This window comes from Clavibacter vidaverae (genome assembly GCF_047529985.1).
GTDB classification, from domain to species: domain Bacteria; phylum Actinomycetota; class Actinomycetes; order Actinomycetales; family Microbacteriaceae; genus Clavibacter; species Clavibacter nebraskensis_A.
Genome location: NZ_JBLJAM010000001.1, coordinates 2,467,607 through 2,486,045, shown reverse-complemented (window position 1 = coordinate 2,486,045; position 18,439 = coordinate 2,467,607). Strand labels below are relative to the sequence as shown.

The following is an 18,439-nucleotide window of genomic DNA, read 5'->3' as shown; positions in this document are numbered from 1 at the left end:
CCCCGGACCCGACCGGCGGCGCGCGGCATGAGGAGGCGGCGGTGACCCGAGCCCACCGGCGGCGCGAGACCGCGCTCGCCCTCGCCGCCGTGCTCGTCGGCCTCGTGATCCTGCCGGCGCCGCCCGGCTCCGGCGTCGAGGGCGGGTTCGCCCAGCTCGACCGCTACGCCGCCCTCACCCCGGCGCAGGCGCACCGGATGATCGCCGCGCATCCCGCGCTCGAGCTGCAGGTGATGGACGCCTCACCCGAGCGCGTCGTCACGTGGTGGGCCGCCAAGGACCGCAAGCGCCAGCGCGCGCTCATCCGCACCTCGCCCGGGCTCATCGGCAACCTCGACGGCGTGGACTACGCGTCGCGCGACGCCGCCAACCGGCGCCAGCTGCACGCGGAGATCCGGACGGAGCAGGCCGCGATCGCCGCCCGCCCCGGCGACGCGGACGCGCGCCACCGCCTCACCGCGCTCACCGCGATCCGCGCGGCGCTGCACCCGAAGCCCCGCGCGGGTGCGGGCGCCGAGCCGCGGCGGTCGCTCGTGTCGCTCAGCCACCGGAATCCGCCGCTCGCCGCCATCGCCGTGGGCGACCTCGACACCGCCCGGCAGGTCACCTTCACGGTGCCCGGCATGGGCACCTACACCGACGACATGCAGCTCTGGACGGAGACGGCGCAGAACGTCTACGACGCGCAGGCGTCGGTCGGCGCTCCGGCCGCGCACGCGGTGGTCGCGTGGATCGGGTACCGCACGCCGCCGCCCGGCATCGACGCGACCCTCGGCGACTACGCGGAGCGCGGCGCCCCGCCGTTCGCGAGCGAGCTCGCCGGTCTGCAGGCGGCGAGGCGCGGCGGCGACCTGTCGGCGGTGAGCGTGATCGCGCACTCGTACGGATCCACCATGGCCGCCGACGCCCTCGCCGCCCGCGACCTCGGCGTCTACTCCTTCGTCATGCTCGGCTCGGCCGGCGTCGAGGACGGCATCGACGACGCCCGCGACCTGCACGCCCGCCACGTCTACGCGGGCGAGGCGACGGACGACGACGAGGCGGTGTGGGGCCGGCTCTCCCGACAGGATCCGCGCGCCCCCGGCTTCGGCGCCACCGTGATCCAGGTGGACGGCGATCCGGCCCGCGGCCTCCTCCCCGTCACCGGCCACGCGCCCGTCCTGCACTCCCCGTGGAACGACGACCCGGACTCGCGCGCCTGGTCCACGATCCGCGACAAGACCGAGCGCGCCGCCGAGTTCCGGGCGCACGAGAAGACGTACGGCTACCTCGACGCGGGCACGGAGTCCCTGCTCAACGCGTCGATCGCGACAACGCCGCACGCGTCGGCGCCGCTCGTCACCGAGCAGGGCTGAGCGGGATCCGCTCGCTCAGACGCCCACGCGCTCCCCCAGCGACGCCCGCCGCAGCTGCTCCACGTCCGCGTGCAAGTCGTCGACCGGCAGCGTGATGCTCGCCATGAATAGCGAGCCACTGGTCGCCAGCTAGTAACCGATAGTGCGACATCGCAGTGCACGGGTCCTCGGATTGCAAGTAGATATAGTCGCACATGTCTGCCAAGGTAAAAGCATGACAGGCATCAAGGGCTTCGCCTTCTACGGCTACAGAAGCTTTGCTTCATCAGAACCAGCCGTACTAGCTAATTTGGGGAAAATCAATCTTATAGCAGGACAGAACAATACAGGTAAGTCAAACATTCTACGCGCAATCCTCGCCACCTACGCCGAGAATCCCGAAGCTCCTTCCCACCTGGATCGGCCGCTGGGGGACGCAGAACACACATACCGACGCTTGGAATACCTCGATCGAGCCACCTTTACTAGTTGGACTCAAAGGATGGGCCTTTCCGACTACCACAAACAAGCGATGGATGACATCATTAATCGCGCCTCGCGCCAGACCGCTTGGGGAGGCGACGGAGTGTGGATTGCAATCGGCGACAAAGCAGCCATAGACAGCCGAGCCCTACAGCAGATGTCAGTGCGGCTCGGTGATAGCAATCACGCACGTGAGCTATCCATGACATTGACTCACACGGGCGGCGGCTCGCCGGGCGACGATGTAAACCGCGTTTTAACGCGCACGCTCGCCTATCGGCCAGCCCCACCAAAGGCATACCTCGTATCCGGTGTTCGTAGCATCTCTAGCGACGACGTCAGCGAACCAAACCTAGATGGGAGGAGCATTAAACGACGCTTGCTTGAACTGCAGAATCCTGCACTCGATAAGCTCGATGATAGGGAGCTGTTTAATCGCATACGCGACTTCGTGCGAGCCGTCCTGGATGACATCACATTGTCCATTGACATTCCTCATGACTTGTCAACGATCCTCGTCTCTCAGCGTGGGCAAACTCTTCCAATCGAAAACATGGGCACGGGTGTCCACGAAGTGGTTATCCTCGCCGCCGCCGCCACGCTGATGAGGGATTCCATCCTGTGCATCGAAGAGCCCGAGGTTCACCTGCATCCCATCCTTCAAAGGAAATTGCTTCGCTACCTGTCGGAGCAGACTGACAACCAGTATTTCATCGCCACCCATTCCGCCCACATGCTCGATTCAAAGATCGGTTCTATCTATCACGTGACTCATCGCGATGGCTCTTCGCAGTTACGCTTTGCTGGCTCCGCCCAGGACAAAGCTGCCTTATGTGCAGATTTGGGATATCGCCCGTCAGATCTTGTGCAGACCAATGCGGTCCTTTGGGTGGAAGGACCCTCAGACCGCATCTACTTGAAGTGCTGGATCAACGCACTGGCTCCTGGACGATTCATTGAAGGCACTCACTACTCGATCATGTTCTACGGTGGCGCACTTTTGAGCAATCTGTCCACTCGCGATGCTGAAGAAGTCGAGGAGTTTATCTCGCTGAGGAGCCTCAATCGATACATGCTCGTAATGATGGACTCCGACAAACGCTCCGGTCAGGCGCGGCTCAATTCAAGTAAGAAGCGCGTCATCAGCGCTTTAGAAGAAGATAAAGACACTAGCATGTCCTGGGTCACTGCTGGTTACACCATCGAGAACTATATACAATCCGACTTATTGGATGAGGCCATTAGATTTGCGCACCCGAGGAGTGCGCCTAAGACCTTCGCCCCTCAATCTAAGTGGGGGAACCCACTAGCGTCGTCGAGAATTGGGGTACTTCAAGCCAGCAAAGTGGCCATAGCTAAGCGGGTCGCGTCCAATTGGGAGAGTAATTGGCAATATGACCTAAAGAATAAGGTCATCGCGGTGATCGCGCTTATTGACCGAGCTAATTCCACTGCTTACTAGGCGCTCCAATCGCTTTCCACTCCAGAACACATAATTAAAGCGATACTGCGGCCATGAAACGTCGGGAGGGCGCGCGAGGTTTTTGCTCGACGCGTGACCCTCAGCCTTCAGGCCGACACGCGCTCCGCGAGCGACGCCCGCCGCAGCTGGTCGACGTCCGCGTGGACGTCGTCGACGCGCACCTCGGCGACGTGCGACGGGTCGTGCTCGCAGCGCTCCGCGGTCCAGCCGACCTGCGTCACGTCGATGCCGCAGACGGGGCAGCGCGTGGTCCAGCCCAGGTGGATCCGGTGCCGCGTGCGCCCGAACGCCGCCGCGTTGATCACGTTGCCGAACCAGAACACCCCCACCGTGCGCGCGCCGACGGCCTGCGCGAGGTGGCGCGGGCCGGAGTCGTTGCCGAGCACCACGTCGGCGTGGGTGAACAGGCCCGCGAGCTCGCCGAGGGTGAGGGAGTCGGCGAGCGAGGTGATCCGCTCCGCCTGCTCCGCCGGGAGCCCCGCGCGACCCAGCGCGACGATGCGGTCGGCGTCGGCTGCGTCCGTCGCGTCGCCCACGACGACCACCTGGGCGTCGTCGGCGGCGGCCCGGCGCGCGACCTCCGCGAACGACTCCACCGGCCAGCGGCGGCGCGGGTCGGTGGCGCCCGGGTGGATCACGACGAGCCCGCCCGGCGCACCCGTCACGCGCTCGGCCGCCGCGGCCCGCTCGGCGTCGGTCACCTGCACGACGGGCTCGAGGTCGGCGATCGGCGCGCCCGCGAGCCCCGCGACCTCGAGCCCGCGCAGCACCTCGTGCTGGTAGTAGACGTAGGGGATCACGCGCTCGAGCCGCTCGGCGTCGTCCGTCGCGGTGCCCACCGTGTGCCGGGCGCCGAGCCGCAGCAGGAACGGGTTGGAGTTGCGGCCGCCGCCGTGCACCTGCACGGCGAGGTCGAAGCGGCGCTCGCGCATCCTGGCGGCGAACGCCTCGATCTCCTCGGGGTCGGGATCCGTTCCGGGCACGTCCCGCACGCCGTGCGCGACCGGCAGCACCTCGATCTCGTCGGGTCCGCCGGGCCGCCCGCCGAGGAGCGCCCGGTGCAGCGGCGTGCCGAGCAGCGTGATCCGCGCCCCCGGGTACGCCGCCCGCAGCGCCGCGATCGCGGGCAGCGCGAAGATCAGGTCGCCGAGCCCGCCGCCGCGCAGCACGGCGATGGAGCGGACGTCGGGGAAGGTCTCGTGGAGCGGGGCGACGACGGGCACGGGGCGGCCTCCAGTTCGGGCGGGCGGGTCTCCCACCCCGTTCCCCGCGGCGGCCGTGTCGAAACGGCCCCGGCGGATCAGCGCGCTACGCCCGCGGCGCCGCCGCGCTCTCGCGCACCACGAGCCGCGTCGGCACGATGCGGTCGCCCGACGGCTCGCGTCCCTCGAGCATCTCGAGCAGCACCTGCATGGAGCGGCGGCCGATCTCGGTGAAGTCCTGGTGCACCGTGGTGAGCGGCGGCCAGAACGAGCTCGACTCCTCGGTGTCGTCGAAGCCGACCACGCTGATGTCGCCCGGCACGTCGCGGCCGAGCTCGTGCAGCGCGTGCATGATCCCGAGCGCCATCTGGTCGTTCGCCGCCACGATCGCGGTGATGTCGGCCCGCTGCCCGAGCTCCCGCCCGATGCGGTAGCCGGACGCCGTGGTCCAGTCGCCCTGCGCCGGATCCTCCGGCGCGAGCCCCGCGTCGGCCATGGTCGCGCGCCACTCGGCCGCGCGCCGGGCCGCCGAGTAGGAGGTGGAGGGACCGGCGACGTGCACGATCGCGGTGTGCCCGAGATCCAGCAGGTGCTGCGTGACGAGCCTGGTGCCCTGCTCCTGGTCGGTGTCGACGACCACGAACGGGTCGCCCGCGTCGGAGTCGATGATCACGACGGGCAGGCCCACGGGGATGATCACGTCGGCCCGGTCGAGCATGTGCGCCTCGATGATGATGACGACGCCGTCGACCGCTTCCTCCTGCAACCGGCTGAACGCGCCGGCCACCTCGCCCTCGGTGGGGTGCGGCACCGGCATGAGCGTGATCGTGTACCCGGCGCCGGACGCCGCGGTCACGATCGCGTCGAGCGTGCGCATGTTCCCGAGGGTCGAGAGCGTGAACATGATGATGCCGATGCTGCGGAACCGACCGGTCTTCAGCGCCCGGGCCGCGCTGTTCGGCCGGTAGCCGAGCTCGGCCATCGCGTCCACCACGCGCTGCCGGGTCGTGGCCTCCACGTTCTGCGCTCCGTTGGACACGCGGGAGACCGTCTGGGCGGACACCCCGGCGTGCGCCGCGACGTCCGCCATCGACACGGTGCGGCCGCCGGGCGTGCGCCGGCCACCCGACTTGACGGCCGACGGTGGAGATGTCATGGTTGCGAGCATCACAGATGTTTGCGCAAACACCCAATCCTCCCGAAGGGGGCGCGGGGCCTCCCGACGGGGGTGACGGCGCGGAGATCCCCCGACGAAGTGGATGCACATGACGACGATGTCACCCTCGGCCACCCGGCCGAAGGCGCCCGACGCGGCCCGCCCGAGCGGCGCCCCGATGCGACGCGACAAGCGCCGCTGGACAGGACTGGGCTTCGTCGCCCCGTTCCTCGTGGTCTTCCTGGTCGTGCTCATCGCACCCGTCGGCTACTCGATCTACCTCAGCCTGTTCCAGGAGCGGATGATCGGCGGCAACTCGTTCGTCGGCATCGCCAACTACACGCAGGCCCTCAACGACCCGAAGTTCTGGGACGCGCTCGGCCGCGTCGCGCTCTTCCTCGTGGTGCAGGTGCCGATCATGCTGGCCATCGCGCTGTTCGCGGCGCTCGCGCTCGACTCGGCCCGCCTGCACTTCACGGCGTTCTTCCGCATCTCGATCTTCCTGCCCTACGCCGTCCCCGCGGTCGTCGCGGCCCTCATGTGGGGCTTCATCTACGGCAACCGCTTCGGCCTCGTCGGCAACATCGAGCAGGCCACCGGCTGGGACCTGCCCGACCTGCTCTCGCAGAGCTGGATCCTCGCGTCGATCGGCAACATCGTCACGTGGGAGTTCGTCGGCTACAACATGCTGCTGTTCTACGCGGCCCTCCGCGTCATCTCGCCCGACCTCTACGAGGCCGCCGAGCTCGACGGCGCCGGCCCCTTCCGCATCGTCACCGGCATCAAACTGCCCGCCATCCGCGGCGCGCTCGTCATCGGCGTGATCTTCTCGATCATCGGCAGCTTCCAGCTCTTCAACGAGCCGAACATCCTGCAGACGCTGGCGCCGAACGGGATCAGCTCGTTCTTCACGCCGAACATGTACGCCTACAACCTGTCCTTCGCGGGACAGCAGTTCAACTACTCCGCCGCCATCGCGATCATCATGGGCGTCCTGACGATGGTGGTCGCCTACGTGGTGCAGCTCGTCGGCACCCGGAAGGACAGCTGACCGTGTCGACCCTCACCGGTACCCCCCTCGCCGCGCCCGACGCCGGCACGCCCGTCCGCGACGCGCCCGCCGAGCGCACGCCGAAGCGCCGCCGCTCCGCCGGCGCCCCGCGCGAGCGCCGCAGCATCGTGCTCACCATCGTGATGTCGCTGCTGCTCATCTACTCCGTGCTGCCGCTGTTCTGGCTGCTGGTCAACTCGACCAAGACGCAGGACGCGCTCTTCAGCTCGTTCGGCCTCTGGTTCTCGGGCGACTTCGCGCTGTGGGACAACATCCAGGGCGTCCTGACGTACGGCAACGGCGAGTTCGTCCGCTGGCTCGGCAACACGCTGATCTACGTGGTCGTCGGAGCGGGCGGCGCCACGCTGCTCGCGACCCTCGCGGGCTACGGCCTCGCGAAGTTCGACTTCCCGGGCAAGAAGATCGTGTTCGCGGTGGTGCTCGGCGCCGTCGCGATCCCCGGCACGGCCCTCGCGGTGCCGACCTTCCTGCTGTTCAGCCAGATGGGCCTCACGAACACCCCGTGGGCGATCATCCTGCCGTCGCTCATCAGCCCCTTCGGCCTGTACCTCATCTGGACCTACGCGGTCGACTCGGTGCCGACCGAGATCCTCGAGGCGGCCCGGATGGACGGCTCGAGCGAGATCCGCACCTTCTTCACGATCAGCCTGCGGCTCCTCAGCCCCGGCCTCATCACGGTGCTGCTGTTCTCGATCGTCGCGACGTGGAACAACTACTTCCTCCCCCTGATCATGCTGAGCGACTCCCGCTGGTACCCCCTCACGGTGGGCCTCAACCAGTGGAACGCGCAGTCCACCACCGTGGGCGGCCAGCCGATCTACAACCTCGTCATCACGGGCTCGTTCCTCGCGATCATCCCGATCGTGATCGCGTTCCTCTTCCTCCAGCGCTACTGGCAGTCCGGCCTCTCGGCCGGCGGCGTCAAGGCGTAGCTCCCCGCACGACAGCACCTCCCCTCACCACCACGAAGAAGTGAAAGGCACCACCATGTCCCTCTCGTTCCCCCGCAGGGCGAAGCGCGCCATCGCGCTCGGTCTCGGCATCGTCCTCGCGGGCTCCCTCGCGGCGTGCTCGTCCGGGTCGGGCGGCGCCAGCGCCGACTCCGCGTCCGCCGACGACCTCGCGAAGGCGCTCGACACGCAGTCCTCCATCACCGTCTGGGGCTGGGCCCCGGCGATCAAGCCGATCGCGGAGGCGTTCGAGAAGGAGCACCCGAAGATCACGGTCGACGTGCAGAACGTCGGCACCGGCGCCGACCAGTACACGAAGCTCCAGAACGCCATCAAGGCGGGCAAGGGCGCCCCCGACGTGGCGCAGATCGAGTACTTCGCGATCCCGCAGTTCGCGCTCGGCAAGTCCCTCGCCGACCTCTCGGGCTACGGCTACTCCGATCTGAAGGACCAGTTCACGGCGTCCACCTGGAACGCGGTCACCGAGGGCGACGCGCTCTACGCGCTGCCGCAGGACTCGGGCCCCATGGCGATGTTCTACCGCCAGGACGTCTTCGACAAGTACGGCATCGCCGTCCCCACCACGTGGGACGAGTACGTGGCCGCCGCGGAGAAGATGCACGCGGCCGACCCGAACCAGTTCATCACCAGCGACTCCGGCGACGCCGGCTTCACCACGAGCATGATCTGGCAGGCCGGCGGCCACCCCTACAAGGTCGACGGCGACAAGGTCACCATCGACATGCAGGACGCGGGCGCCAAGAAGTACACGGCCATGTGGAACCAGCTCGTCGCCAACGGCTCGCTCGCCCAGACGCCCGGCTGGACCGACGAGTGGTTCCGCGGCCTCGGCGACGGATCCATCGCGACCCTGATCACCGGCGCCTGGATGCCCGGAAACCTCATCGCGCAGGCGACCGAGGGCTCGGGCAAGTGGCGCGTCGCGCCCATGCCGCAGTACACCGCGGGTGACACCGCGACGGCGGAGAGCGGCGGATCCTCCATCGCCGTCATGCAGCAGTCCGAGAACAAGCTCGTCGCGGCGGAGTTCGCGAAGTTCACGACGGCCGACGAGCAGGGTCGCCAGATCTCGTTCGACGCCGGCGGCTTCCCGTCCACCACGGCGGACCTGAACAGCCCCGAGTTCCTCGCCGAGACGCCCGAGTACTTCGGCGGCCAGAAGATCAACGAGGTGCTCAGCGCGGCCTCGAAGGAGGTCGTCCCGGACTGGCAGTACCTGCCGTTCCAGGTGTACACGAACAGCGTCTTCAGCGACTCGGCCTCGGCCGCGTACTCGAACGGCACCTCTCTCGACCCCGTCCTCGAGGCGTGGGGCAAGGCGGCCGCCGAGTACGGCCAGCAGCAGGGCTTCACCGTCGACGTGAAGTAGCGAGACCCGTACGACGAGGGGAGGTGCGACGCGAGTCGCGCCTCCCCTCTCCCATGCCACCCCCTGTACCCCTGAGGACACGACCATGCCCGGCCTCCCCGCCACCAGCACCCGCTTCCGCATCGGCGCCGACGACTTCGAGCTCGACGGCCGCCCGCACCGCGTCATCGCGGGCGCGCTCCACTACTTCCGCGTGCACCCCGACCAGTGGGCCGACCGGATCCGCAAGGCGCGCCTCATGGGCCTCGACACCATCGAGACGTACGTCGCCTGGAACGCGCACTCCCCCGAGCGCGGCGTGTTCGACACGAGCGCCGGGCTCGACCTCGGCCGCTTCCTCGACCTGGTGCACGCCGAGGGCATGCACGCGATCGTGCGCCCCGGCCCCTACATCTGCGCGGAGTGGGACGGCGGCGGGCTGCCCGGCTGGCTGTTCGAGGATCCGGCCGTCGGGGTCCGCCGCAGCGAGCCGCTGTACCTCGCGGCCGTCGACGAGTTCCTGCGGCGCGTGTACGAGATCGTGGCGCCGCGGCAGATCGATGCCGGCGGGCCCGTGATCCTCGTGCAGATCGAGAACGAGTACGGCGCGTACGGCGACGACGCCGAGTACCTCCGCCACCTGGTCGACCTCACCCGGGAGTCGGGCATCATCGTGCCGCTCACGACCGTCGACCAGCCCACCGACGAGATGCTCTCGCGCGGCAGCCTCGACGAGCTGCACCGCACCGGATCCTTCGGCTCGCGCGCCACCGAGCGCCTCGCGACCCTGCGCCGCCACCAGCCGACCGGCCCGCTCATGTGCAGCGAGTTCTGGGACGGCTGGTTCGACCACTGGGGCGAGCACCACCACACGACCTCCGCCGCGGACGCGGCCGCCGAGCTCGACGCGCTGCTCGCCGCGGGCGCGTCCGTGAACATCTACATGTTCCACGGCGGCACGAACTTCGGCTTCACGAACGGCGCCAACCACAAGGGCACGTACCAGTCGCACGTCACCTCGTACGACTACGACGCCCCGCTGGACGAGACCGGATCCCCCACGGCCAAGTTCTTCGCCTTCCGCGACGTGATCTCGGGTTACCGGTCGGTGCCCGACGAGGTGCCCGCGCAGCGCGGCGACGCGCCCGCCTTCCAGGTGGCGTTCGACCGGGCGGTGCCGCTCGCCGAGCTCGTGGCGGACGGCGTCGCCGGGGCGTCCCGGTCGACGGAGGCCGTGCCGTCGATGGACGCGCTCGGCGTCTTCCGCGGGTTCGCGCTGCACCGCGTCGTGCTGCCCGCGGGCGGCCGCACGCGCGTGCTGTCCTTCGGCGAGGTGCGCGACCGGGCCGTGGTGTCGGTGGACGGCGTGCGCGTCGGCGTGATCCAGCGCGACCAGCACGAGACGGCGATCGCGGTGCCGCCCGGCCGGATCCTCGAGGTTCTAGTGGAGGACCAGGGGCGCGTGAACTACGGCGTGCGGATCGGCGAGGCGAAGGGCCTCATCGGGCCGGCGCGGCTCGACGGCGAGGAGCTGACCGGCTGGGAGAGCGCGCCGCTCGACCTCGGGGCGATGGCGGCGGCGGTCACGGCGCTGGCTGCTTCCGCGGACGCCGCCGGGTCGGACGCGCCCGTCAGCGTGCTCGACGGGCCGGTGCTCGCGCACGCGTCGTTCGACGTGGACGCGCCCGCCGACCTGTTCCTCGACACGCGCTCGTGGGGCAAGGGCGTCGCCTTCGTCAACGGCTTCGCGCTCGGCCGCTACTGGACCCGCGGGCCGCAGCACACGCTCTACGTGCCGGGCGCGCAGCTCCGCGCGGGCCGCAACGACCTCGTGGTGTTCGAGACGGGCGCGGCGGCGGATCCCGTCGTGGCGTTCCTGGCGCAGCCGGAGCTGGGGCACCTGGAGTCGTAGGGCGGGGCGGGCGGGCGCTCAGCTGACGAGCTTCTCGGCGACGAGGAGCTCGTGCACCGCGCGACGGACGAGCTCCGCCTGCTCCAGCCCGCTCCGCCGCTCCAGCTCCCGGAAGGCAGCGAAGTCGGCGGCGGGGATGACGGCGTGGACGACCGGCTCGGAGGCCGGGATCGCGTCCGGATCCGCTTCCCCGTCCGCGCGCTTCGCCGCCTCGTACCGCCGCGCATCCTCGATCGCCTGCTGGATGGCCTCCATCGAGCCGTACTCGCGGAGCATGAAGGCCCGGCCGTAGGCGGCCGCGGCCTCGCCGGTCAGCACCCAGCCCGGTTCGGGCATGGGCTCGTCCGGGTCGGTGAGGCGCCGAGCCAGCTCCTCGTGCTCGTCATCCCTCATGTCGGTCATCCGGGTGCTCCTCTCGGTAACGGCGGTACTTCGGGCCCAGCGGCATGGCGTGGAACACCAGCGCCTCGCGTCCGGCGGGGAAGTGCCGGACGAGGATCTCCACCTCGCGCTCCGTCTGCCCGTGCGGGTGGCCGATGTACAGGACCACCATCCCGCCCTCCGTCGTCGACCCGCCGAGACGAGAGACGTACGTGGGATGGAGGAGCACGTGCACCTGGTCGTCATGGGGAACGCCGTGCTTCTCGGACGAGGGCGCCCATCGCGGTGTCATGGCCGCACCATGTCGGCGGGTGCGCGCCCAATGTAGCCGACCAGCGCATCCGGGGACCAGGGGGTGAAGCCGGCATCGGGGAGGAGCGGACGCCCCGTGTGAGAGCCGGGGGAAGTGGGTACGGGCCGGGTGGCGCGCGAGCGCCCCCGCCCGCGCCTCCCGCCGGGCCGCCGACCCGCACGAGGAGACCTGTGACCACGGACACCGCACTCGACATCGACGACCTGATCGACCCCGAGGAGGTCGAGGCCGGGCCGGGGACGCTGCGGATCACGGATCCGCGCGACGGCTCGCTCGTCGGCGCGATCGACGCGTCGAGCCCCGAGGAGGTCGACGCCGCCGTGGGCCGCTCGGTCGCTGCGTCCGCCGCCTGGGCCGCGATGCCGCCCGCGCAGCGCGGCCAGGCCGTGCGCCGCGCCGCGCACGCGCTCGCCGAGCACGCGGAGGAGCTCGCGGAGCTCAACGAGCGCGAGACTGGCAAGCCGCACGGCGACGCGCTCGGCGGCGTCGGCGCGGGCGTCGACACGCTGCTGCAGTACTCCGAGCTCGGGCCGGTCCACCGCGGCACCTCTCTGCTCGGCACGCTCCCCAACGTCGACTTCTCGGTGCCCAGGCCCCGCGGCGTCACGGTCGCGCTCACGCCGTGGAACGACCCGGTGGCGGTGGCCGCGGGGATCATCGGCGCGGCGCTCGTGATGGGCAACACCGTGATCCACAAGCCGAGCGAGCGCTGCCCGCACACCGGCGAGCTGCTCGGCCGGATCCTCGCCGAGGCCCTGCCCGAGGGCGTGCTCGTCTCCGTGGTCGGCGGCGGCGACGTCGGCGACCAGCTCGTCGCGCACGAGGACACGCGCGTGGTCGCGCACGTCGGATCCACCGCCGCGGGCGAGGCCATCGCGCGCCGCGCCGCCGGCACGCCCACCCACGTCATCCGCGAGAACGGCGGCAACGACCCGCTCCTCGTGGACGCGGGCATCGACCCCGAGTGGGCCGCCGCGCAGGCCGCCCTCGGCTCCTTCGCCAACGCCGGCCAGATCTGCACCTCGGTCGAGCGGATCTACGTGCACCGCGACATCGCCGACCGCTTCACCGCCGCGCTCGTCGCCGAGGCCGAGCGCTGGAACTCCTCCGGCGGCCTCGGCCCGCTCGTCGACGAGCGCATGCGCTCCGCCGTCCACGAGCAGGTGTCCGAGGCGCTCACCGAGGGCGCCCGCGCGCTCGTCGGCGGTCACGTGCCGGACGGGCCCGGATCCCGCTACCCCGCCACCGTGCTCGTCGACTGCACCGACGACATGACCGTGATGACGGCCGAGACGTTCGGCCCGGTCGCGGCCGTGCGCGTGGTCGAGGACTTCGACGAGGCGCTCGCCCGCGCCGCCGACGACCGCTACGGCCTCGCCGCGAGCGTGCTCACCGCGTCGATGGAGCACGCGCAGCGCGCCGCGGCCGAGCTGCCCGTCGGCACGATCAAGGTCAACGGCGTCTTCGGCGGCGCGCCCGGCGGCGCCGCGCAGCCCCGCGGCCGCAGCGGATCCGGCTTCGGCTACGGCCCCGAGCTCCTCGACGAGATGAGCACCACGACCGTCGTGCACCTCGGGCTCCCCGTGCTCGACGCGGGCGACGCGCCGGCCGTCACCACCCCGGCCGAGGACGCCTCCGGCTCCGTCAGCACCGACGCGGGCGACGCGCGATGACGAGCGAGCTGCGCGGGATCATCGGCCTCCTCGCCGAGCGACGCCCGACCGTCACGGTCATCGGCGACGTCATCCTCGACGAGTGGTGGCGCGGCCACAGCGACCGGATGACCCGCGAGGCGCCGGCGCCCGTGGTGGACGTGACCGAGCGGATCCAGTCGCTCGGCGGCGCCGCGAACACCGCCGTGAACCTCGCGAGCCTCGGCGGCACCGTGCGCATGGTCGGCCTCGTCGGCCAGGACGCCGCGGGCGACCGCGTGCGCGACCTGCTCGTCGCAGCGGGCGTCGACGTCACCGGCCTCGTGCACTCGCCGCGCCTGCGCACCACCACCAAGACCCGCATCGTGGGCGACGACCAGGTGATCGTGCGCGTCGACGACGTGCACCGCGGATCCGTGCACCGCGACGACGCGCGCGCCCTCGCCCGCGCGGCGCTCGAGGCCACCGCGGGCGTCGACGCCGAGATCGTCTCCGACTACGGCACCGGCACGCTGCACGGCGTGGTGCTCGAGTCGCTCGCCGCGCGCGAGCGCCGCCCCGGCCTCACGGTCGTGGACGCGCACGACCCCGCCATCTGGGCGCCGCTCCGCCCCGACCTCATCACGCCCAACGCGGGCGAGGCCGGCCGCCTCGTCGAGCGGCCGCTCGCGCGCGACGAGGACCGGGCCGCGGTCGTCGCCGGGCTCGCCGACGCGGTGCTCGCCGCATCCGGATCCGCGACCGCCGTCGTCACGCTCGACCGCGACGGCACCGTCGTGCTCGGCGAGGGCGAGCCGTACCGCACGCGCGCGCACCCCGTTCCCGAGAAGCAGGCGTCCGGCGCGGGCGACACGTTCGTCGCCGCCCTCACGCTCGCGCGCGCCGTCGGCCTCCCGCTCCACGTGAGCGCCGACTTCGCGCAGGCCGCGGCCGACGTGGTCGTGCGCCTCCCCGGCACGTCCGTGTGCTCCGCCGCGACCCTCGCCGACCACCTCGGCGAGACGCGCTCGCGCACCGTCTCGCAGGCCGAGCTCGTCGAGCTGGTGGCGACCGAGCGCGAGAGGGGCCGCCGGATCGTCTTCACGAACGGCTGCTTCGACGTGCTGCACCGCGGCCACACCACCTACCTCCGGCAGGCGAAGCGGCTCGGCGACGTGCTCGTGGTGGCGCTCAACAGCGACGACTCCGTGCGGCGGCTGAAGGGATCCGACCGGCCGGTGAACACCGCCGAGGACCGCGCGGGCGTGCTCGCCGAGCTGTCCTGCGTCGACGTGATCACCGTGTTCGACACCGACACCCCCATCCCGCTGCTCGAGGCGGTGCAGCCCGACGTCTACGCGAAGGGCGGCGACTACACGCCCGAGATGCTCGACGAGACCGCGGTCGTGCGCGGGTACGGCGGCGAGGTGTCGATCCTCGGGTACGTGCCGTCGCAGTCGACGAGCTCGATGGTGGACCGGATCCGCGCCTCGGCCCCCGACCCCGGGTTCACCCGGCCGGCGGGCACGGCCACGTCCGCGCCGAGCGTCCCGTCCGCCGGCCCCGACGCCTCCGCGTCCGCCCCCGAGACGGATCCGGAGCCCGCCCCGGGAGCTCCCCGGTGACCGCCGGCCGCAGCCGCCGCTGGTCAGGCGAGTGGGGCGCCCGCCGCGCGCCCGACGCGCCCGCCATCGACGTGCTCGTGCCCACCGCGGGCCGCACGGCCGAGCTCGCCGTGACGCTGTCGGGCCTCGCCGGGCAGGACGATCCGCCGTTCCGCGTGATCGTCAGCGACCAGTCCGACGGATCCCGCGCCGCCGCCGAGCCCAGCGTCCAGGGCATGGTGCGCGTGCTCCGGGCGCAGGGCCGCGAGGTGGAGGTCGTGTCGCACCTGCCGCGTCGCGGGATCGCCGAGCACCGGGCGTCGCTCCTCGCGCGCGCCACCGCCGACGCCGTGCTGTTCCTCGACGACGACGTCTGGCTCGAGCCCGGCATGCTGCGGCGGATGCACGACGCCCTCGAGACGCTCGACATCGGCTTCGTGGGCGCCGCCGTCCAGGGCCTCAGCTACCTCGACGACCGGCGGCCGCACGAGTCCACCGCCTTCACCCCGTGGGGCGACGCCGTCGAGCCGGAGCGCGTCCGCCGCGACACCCCGGGCTTCGACCGCTGGCCCCTGCACAACGCCGCGAACCTCGCCCACATCGCGGCCGACCTCGACCTCGAGGTCGACACCTGGCTCGCCTACCGGATCGCGTGGGTCGGCGGCTGCGTGCTCTACCGCCGCCGCGCGCTCGTGGAGACGGGCGGCTTCGACTTCTGGGACCGGCTGCCCGCCGACCACTCGGGCGAGGACGTCGCCGCGCAGTGGCGGGTGATGGAGCGCTTCGGCGGCGCGGGGATCGTCCCGAGCGGCGCCGTGCACCTGGAAGCGCCGACCACGCTGCCCGTCCGCGAGGTCGACGCCTTCGACGTGGTGTTCGCGTCGGAGTCGCCGGAGTCGCCGGATCCCCAGGAAGAGCACCTAGGCGACGCGCCCGCCGAGGAGTCGACTCGATCCGTGGGCGACGCGATCCCTCGCGCCGACCGCTCCTGATCACCGACGAGAGGACACCCCATGGCCATCAACCCGATCGAGCTCCAGAAGCACTTGAGCGGCCTCGACTACCCGGCGTCGAAGGACGCGATCGTGAAGAAGGCGGAGGAGTCGGGCGCCGACTCCGACGCGCTCGACGCGCTCCGGAAGATCGAGGACAAGGAGTACGACGCGCCCACCGCGATCAACTCCGCGGTCTCCGACGCGAGCTGATCCGCTCCCGCGCGACGCGCGACGGCCCCCGTCCTCCTGGTGAGGACGGGGGCCGTCGTGCGTGGCGGGCCGGCGTCAGGGCCGGGCCGGTCTCAGGGCCGGGCCAGCCTCAGGGCCGGGCCAGCCTCAGGGACGGGCCGGTCTCACGGCCGGGCCGGCCTCAGGGCCGGTACTGCCGCGGCTTGTCGAAGCCGATCGGGTCGTCGTTCGACGGATTCGACCCGCTGCCGCCGAGCCGGACCTTGCCGAGCACGTAGAGGATCCGCATGAGGGCGCGGCCGAGGAGGCGGAGGACGGTCATGTCCCGACCGTATCCGAGCCGGTCCGCGCGCCGGAAGGGCGGACGCGGGACGGGGGCGCCGGGCCCACCGACCGGGCGCGACGCGGCCCCGGCCCTCGCGAGGAGGACCGGGGCCGCGGGTCGTTCGAGCGTGCGCCTAGCGGCCGCCGAGCTTGTCGTCGGCGACGTCGCCGGCCTTCTCCGCGGCGCCGTCGGACTTGCCGCCGGTCGCCTGGCTGGCGGCGTCCTGGCCCTTGTCGATGGCGCCGTCCGTCACCTGCTCGCCCTTGTCGCTGTCCATGAAGCCCTTGGCCTTGTCGGCGAGATCCGCCATGTCGTCCTCCTCCATCGGTGGATGCGCCGCGATCCGGGCGCCCCTCCACCCTGCTCCGATCCGGCGCGCGTGTCATGGTGCGCGCGATGCGGGAGGCTGGATCCATGGAGCGCATCGACCCCCGCCGCCTCGCCGCCGTCCTCGCCGACCCCGAGATGCGCGCCGCGTACGCGCGCGTCGTGCTCGGATCCACCCTCGACGACGCCCTCGCGCACCTGTCGCCCGCGCGCCGGCGGAAGGCGTCCGCGGCGCTCACCGGCTCCGGCCTCGTGGCGGTCGACCCCGACGGCGGCGCGACCGCGCCCGACGCCGTCTTCCGCGCGATCCTCGCCCAGCAGCCGGCGACGCCGCCGGCCCAGGGCGTCGAGCGCTTCCTCCGCGACGGCCGCATCGCGCAGTGGCCCGCGAGCCCCGCCGACCTCGACGCGCTGCTCCGGCACGTCGTCGCCCAGGTGCTGGACCCCGAGGAGGTCCTCGACGAGAAGGCCCTCACCGAGCGCCTCCTGCGCCTCACCGACGACCACGCCCTGCTCCGCCGCCACCTGGTGGACGCGGGCCTCGTGCTGCGGACGCGCTCGGGGTCGGAGTACGCGCGGGCGGAGGCGGGCGCAGACGCGGAGGCGGACGCTGCGAACGCAGAGGCGGAGGCGAATGCTGCGGACGCGGACGCGGCCAGCCCGACGGGCGCGACCGCCTAGCGCCCGCGGTCCGCGCGCGCCGGGCCGACCCGGCCCGGTGTCGTCCGCGTGGGTGTCGTCCGGCCCGCCCGCGTGATGCCCGGCAGCGGCCGCGCCTGCGGCACCTTCGCCGTCGGCCCCGACCGCGTCGGCACCAGCGGCCCGCCCCGCGACGCCCGCGACATGTCCGTCTCCAGGACCGGCGGCGCCTTCGCCTCGGCCTGCTCCGCCGTCGTGCGGTACACCCGGTACCGCGACACCGCCGGTGACTCCTCCGCGACCATCCGCGCGTTCGCCTCCGGACGCGACCGACCATCCGGCCCATCGAACACGTTGCGCGCGAAGTCGGACGGCACCCACCGGCCACCGAGTCCCTCACCTCGCCGAGCTGCCTCATTGCCGTCCAGCCACCGCTGCCGGATCCGGGCCTCGGACACCTCGAACGGCACCTCCACATCGACCACCTGCACGTCGTACCCGGCGGCCTCCAACTGCGCCGAGATGCTCCGCGCCTTGTCCGCCGACCCCAACACCGTGTCGATCACAACGTTGTCACCACGTTTCACCGAGTCGGAGCGAGCGCGACCGGCGAGATACGACGACTCCTCATGCACCAGCGATGCCAGCTCCAGGGGTTGGTGGGCGGCGCCGATCTGCGGATGATCACGTACTGCGCGAGGAACGATGTCGGAGTCGTAGCTCCGATCGCGGATCGCCTCAGCCAGCAGAGCCTCCTTGAAGCCGTCGGCATCGATGATGAGGAACTGCCGCTCCCGGTCGCCCAGGATCTGCCGTCGCGCGTAAGTCTTTCCCGCGCCGGGCGGTCCGGCCATCACGATCGCGCGCCGTTCTTGTCGGAGATCGGGCACAGCTGCCCGCGCGTCGGAGATCAGGCGTTCATGCAGCTCGTCGCGACTCTCGGTCGGGCCGGCGCCATCCCACCACCGCGGGTTGCTGATCGTCGCATGGGGACCGGTCGGACTCAGCGGACCATCCGGACGGGAGAGCTCTCGGAGGGCTGCCAGCCTGTTCTCCTCGGCCTGACTGAGCACG

The 18,439-nt window shown here is 71.3% G+C and carries 18 protein-coding genes; 11 read left to right on the top strand and 7 right to left on the bottom strand.

Annotation, left to right across the window (positions count from 1 at the left end; all coding sequences use genetic code 11):
- Positions 1–41: 41 nt before the first annotated feature.
- Positions 42–1,355: an alpha/beta hydrolase gene (locus ACMT9T_RS11975; RefSeq protein ID WP_414745742.1), complete on the top strand. Its 1,314-nt coding sequence runs from the start codon at positions 42–44 to the stop codon at positions 1,353–1,355.
- Positions 1,356–1,569: 214 nt separating this feature from the next.
- Complete coding sequence (locus ACMT9T_RS11970) at positions 1,570–3,279, top strand: AAA family ATPase (RefSeq protein ID WP_414745741.1); 1,710 nt, start codon at positions 1,570–1,572, stop codon at positions 3,277–3,279.
- Between the two features lie 107 nt (positions 3,280–3,386).
- Here the strand turns inward: ACMT9T_RS11970 and ACMT9T_RS11965 are convergent, their stop codons facing one another.
- Together ACMT9T_RS11965 and ACMT9T_RS11960 are read right to left on the bottom strand one after the other, a co-directional pair.
- Positions 3,387–4,523 carry a glycosyltransferase family 9 protein gene (locus ACMT9T_RS11965; protein WP_414745740.1) on the bottom strand — a complete coding sequence of 379 codons (1,137 nt, stop codon included), beginning with the start codon at positions 4,521–4,523 and terminating at the stop codon, positions 3,387–3,389.
- An 85-nt stretch (positions 4,524–4,608) separates the two neighbouring features.
- Entirely contained in the window at positions 4,609–5,658 is a 1,050-nt protein-coding gene (locus ACMT9T_RS11960; RefSeq protein ID WP_414745739.1) for a LacI family DNA-binding transcriptional regulator, read from the bottom strand.
- Between the two features lie 109 nt (positions 5,659–5,767).
- Here ACMT9T_RS11960 and ACMT9T_RS11955 point away from each other — a divergent pair, with 109 nt between their 5' ends.
- The 4 genes from ACMT9T_RS11955 to ACMT9T_RS11940 all read left to right on the top strand — a co-directional run bounded on the left by ACMT9T_RS11955 (position 5,768) and on the right by ACMT9T_RS11940 (position 10,961).
- Entirely contained in the window at positions 5,768–6,709 is a 942-nt protein-coding gene (locus ACMT9T_RS11955) for a carbohydrate ABC transporter permease (protein ID WP_414745738.1), read from the top strand.
- A 2-nt stretch (positions 6,710–6,711) separates the two neighbouring features.
- Entirely contained in the window at positions 6,712–7,662 is a 951-nt protein-coding gene (locus ACMT9T_RS11950; RefSeq protein WP_414745737.1) for a carbohydrate ABC transporter permease, read from the top strand.
- 55 nt (positions 7,663–7,717) lie between these two features.
- Positions 7,718–9,070 (top strand): ABC transporter substrate-binding protein, encoded by a 1,353-nt coding sequence (locus tag ACMT9T_RS11945; RefSeq protein WP_414745736.1) that lies wholly within the window; start codon positions 7,718–7,720, stop codon positions 9,068–9,070.
- Positions 9,071–9,155: 85 nt separating this feature from the next.
- Positions 9,156–10,961, top strand: coding sequence for a glycoside hydrolase family 35 protein (locus tag ACMT9T_RS11940; RefSeq protein WP_414745735.1), 1,806 nt, complete (start codon positions 9,156–9,158; stop codon positions 10,959–10,961).
- 18 nt (positions 10,962–10,979) lie between these two features.
- Here ACMT9T_RS11940 and ACMT9T_RS11935 read toward each other — a convergent pair whose 3' ends face one another.
- Together ACMT9T_RS11935 and ACMT9T_RS11930 are read right to left on the bottom strand one after the other, a co-directional pair.
- Complete coding sequence (locus ACMT9T_RS11935; RefSeq protein ID WP_414745734.1) at positions 10,980–11,363, bottom strand: hypothetical protein; 384 nt, start codon at positions 11,361–11,363, stop codon at positions 10,980–10,982.
- The gene (locus tag ACMT9T_RS11930) at positions 11,344–11,514 is read right to left on the bottom strand and encodes a hypothetical protein (protein ID WP_414745733.1); all 171 of its coding nucleotides are present in this window, start codon (positions 11,512–11,514) and stop codon (positions 11,344–11,346) included. The genes ACMT9T_RS11935 and ACMT9T_RS11930 overlap by 20 nt, the downstream gene beginning before the upstream one ends.
- A 311-nt stretch (positions 11,515–11,825) precedes the next feature.
- On the opposite strand from ACMT9T_RS11930, the gene ACMT9T_RS11925 reads away from it, so the two are divergent.
- The 4 genes from ACMT9T_RS11925 to ACMT9T_RS11910 are packed head-to-tail and all read left to right on the top strand — an operon-like array spanning position 11,826 to position 16,095.
- Positions 11,826–13,328, top strand: coding sequence for an aldehyde dehydrogenase family protein (locus ACMT9T_RS11925; protein ID WP_414745732.1), 1,503 nt, complete (start codon positions 11,826–11,828; stop codon positions 13,326–13,328).
- Positions 13,325–14,911 carry a D-glycero-beta-D-manno-heptose 1-phosphate adenylyltransferase gene (gene rfaE2, locus ACMT9T_RS11920; RefSeq protein ID WP_414745731.1) on the top strand — a complete coding sequence of 529 codons (1,587 nt, stop codon included), beginning with the start codon at positions 13,325–13,327 and terminating at the stop codon, positions 14,909–14,911. The genes ACMT9T_RS11925 and rfaE2 overlap by 4 nt, the downstream gene beginning before the upstream one ends.
- Entirely contained in the window at positions 14,908–15,882 is a 975-nt protein-coding gene (locus ACMT9T_RS11915) for a glycosyltransferase family 2 protein (RefSeq protein WP_414745730.1), read from the top strand. Before rfaE2 ends, ACMT9T_RS11915 begins: the two co-directional genes overlap by 4 nt.
- Before the next feature lie 21 nt (positions 15,883–15,903).
- Positions 15,904–16,095, top strand: coding sequence for a DUF2795 domain-containing protein (locus ACMT9T_RS11910; protein ID WP_086517260.1), 192 nt, complete (start codon positions 15,904–15,906; stop codon positions 16,093–16,095).
- Between the two features lie 160 nt (positions 16,096–16,255).
- Here the strand turns inward: ACMT9T_RS11910 and ACMT9T_RS11905 are convergent, their stop codons facing one another.
- Both ACMT9T_RS11905 and ACMT9T_RS11900 read right to left on the bottom strand, forming a co-directional pair.
- Complete coding sequence (locus ACMT9T_RS11905) at positions 16,256–16,396, bottom strand: hypothetical protein (RefSeq protein WP_414745729.1); 141 nt, start codon at positions 16,394–16,396, stop codon at positions 16,256–16,258.
- 136 nt (positions 16,397–16,532) lie between these two features.
- Positions 16,533–16,709 (bottom strand): antitoxin, encoded by a 177-nt coding sequence (locus ACMT9T_RS11900; protein ID WP_414745728.1) that lies wholly within the window; start codon positions 16,707–16,709, stop codon positions 16,533–16,535.
- Between the two features lie 104 nt (positions 16,710–16,813).
- Between ACMT9T_RS11900 and ACMT9T_RS11895 the strand changes: the two genes are divergently transcribed.
- Positions 16,814–17,407 carry a DUF2087 domain-containing protein gene (locus ACMT9T_RS11895; protein ID WP_414745727.1) on the top strand — a complete coding sequence of 198 codons (594 nt, stop codon included), beginning with the start codon at positions 16,814–16,816 and terminating at the stop codon, positions 17,405–17,407.
- Here the strand turns inward: ACMT9T_RS11895 and ACMT9T_RS11890 are convergent.
- Entirely contained in the window at positions 17,404–18,438 is a 1,035-nt protein-coding gene (locus ACMT9T_RS11890) for a zeta toxin family protein (RefSeq protein ID WP_414745726.1), read from the bottom strand. The genes ACMT9T_RS11895 and ACMT9T_RS11890 overlap by 4 nt on opposite strands.
- Position 18,439: the final 1 nt, after the last annotated feature.

Excerpts from the sequence above, each read along its gene's own strand:
- ACMT9T_RS11935 (WP_414745734.1), bottom strand. The coding sequence starts at position 11,363 with ATGACCGACATGAGGGATGACGAGCACGAGGAGCTGGCTCGGCGCCTC.
- ACMT9T_RS11945 (WP_414745736.1), top strand. The coding sequence starts at position 7,718 with ATGTCCCTCTCGTTCCCCCGCAGGGCGAAGCGCGCCATCGCGCTCGGT.
- ACMT9T_RS11930 (WP_414745733.1), bottom strand. The coding sequence starts at position 11,514 with ATGGTGGTCCTGTACATCGGCCACCCGCACGGGCAGACGGAGCGCGAG.
- ACMT9T_RS11900 (WP_414745728.1), bottom strand. The coding sequence starts at position 16,709 with ATGGCGGATCTCGCCGACAAGGCCAAGGGCTTCATGGACAGCGACAAG.
- ACMT9T_RS11940 (WP_414745735.1), top strand. The coding sequence starts at position 9,156 with ATGCCCGGCCTCCCCGCCACCAGCACCCGCTTCCGCATCGGCGCCGAC.
- ACMT9T_RS11960 (WP_414745739.1), bottom strand. The coding sequence starts at position 5,658 with ATGACATCTCCACCGTCGGCCGTCAAGTCGGGTGGCCGGCGCACGCCC.
- ACMT9T_RS11905 (WP_414745729.1), bottom strand. The coding sequence starts at position 16,396 with ATGACCGTCCTCCGCCTCCTCGGCCGCGCCCTCATGCGGATCCTCTAC.
- ACMT9T_RS11910 (WP_086517260.1), top strand. The coding sequence starts at position 15,904 with ATGGCCATCAACCCGATCGAGCTCCAGAAGCACTTGAGCGGCCTCGAC.
- ACMT9T_RS11955 (WP_414745738.1), top strand. The coding sequence starts at position 5,768 with ATGACGACGATGTCACCCTCGGCCACCCGGCCGAAGGCGCCCGACGCG.
- ACMT9T_RS11970 (WP_414745741.1), top strand. The coding sequence starts at position 1,570 with ATGACAGGCATCAAGGGCTTCGCCTTCTACGGCTACAGAAGCTTTGCT.
- ACMT9T_RS11895 (WP_414745727.1), top strand. The coding sequence starts at position 16,814 with ATGGAGCGCATCGACCCCCGCCGCCTCGCCGCCGTCCTCGCCGACCCC.
- rfaE2 (WP_414745731.1), top strand. The coding sequence starts at position 13,325 with ATGACGAGCGAGCTGCGCGGGATCATCGGCCTCCTCGCCGAGCGACGC.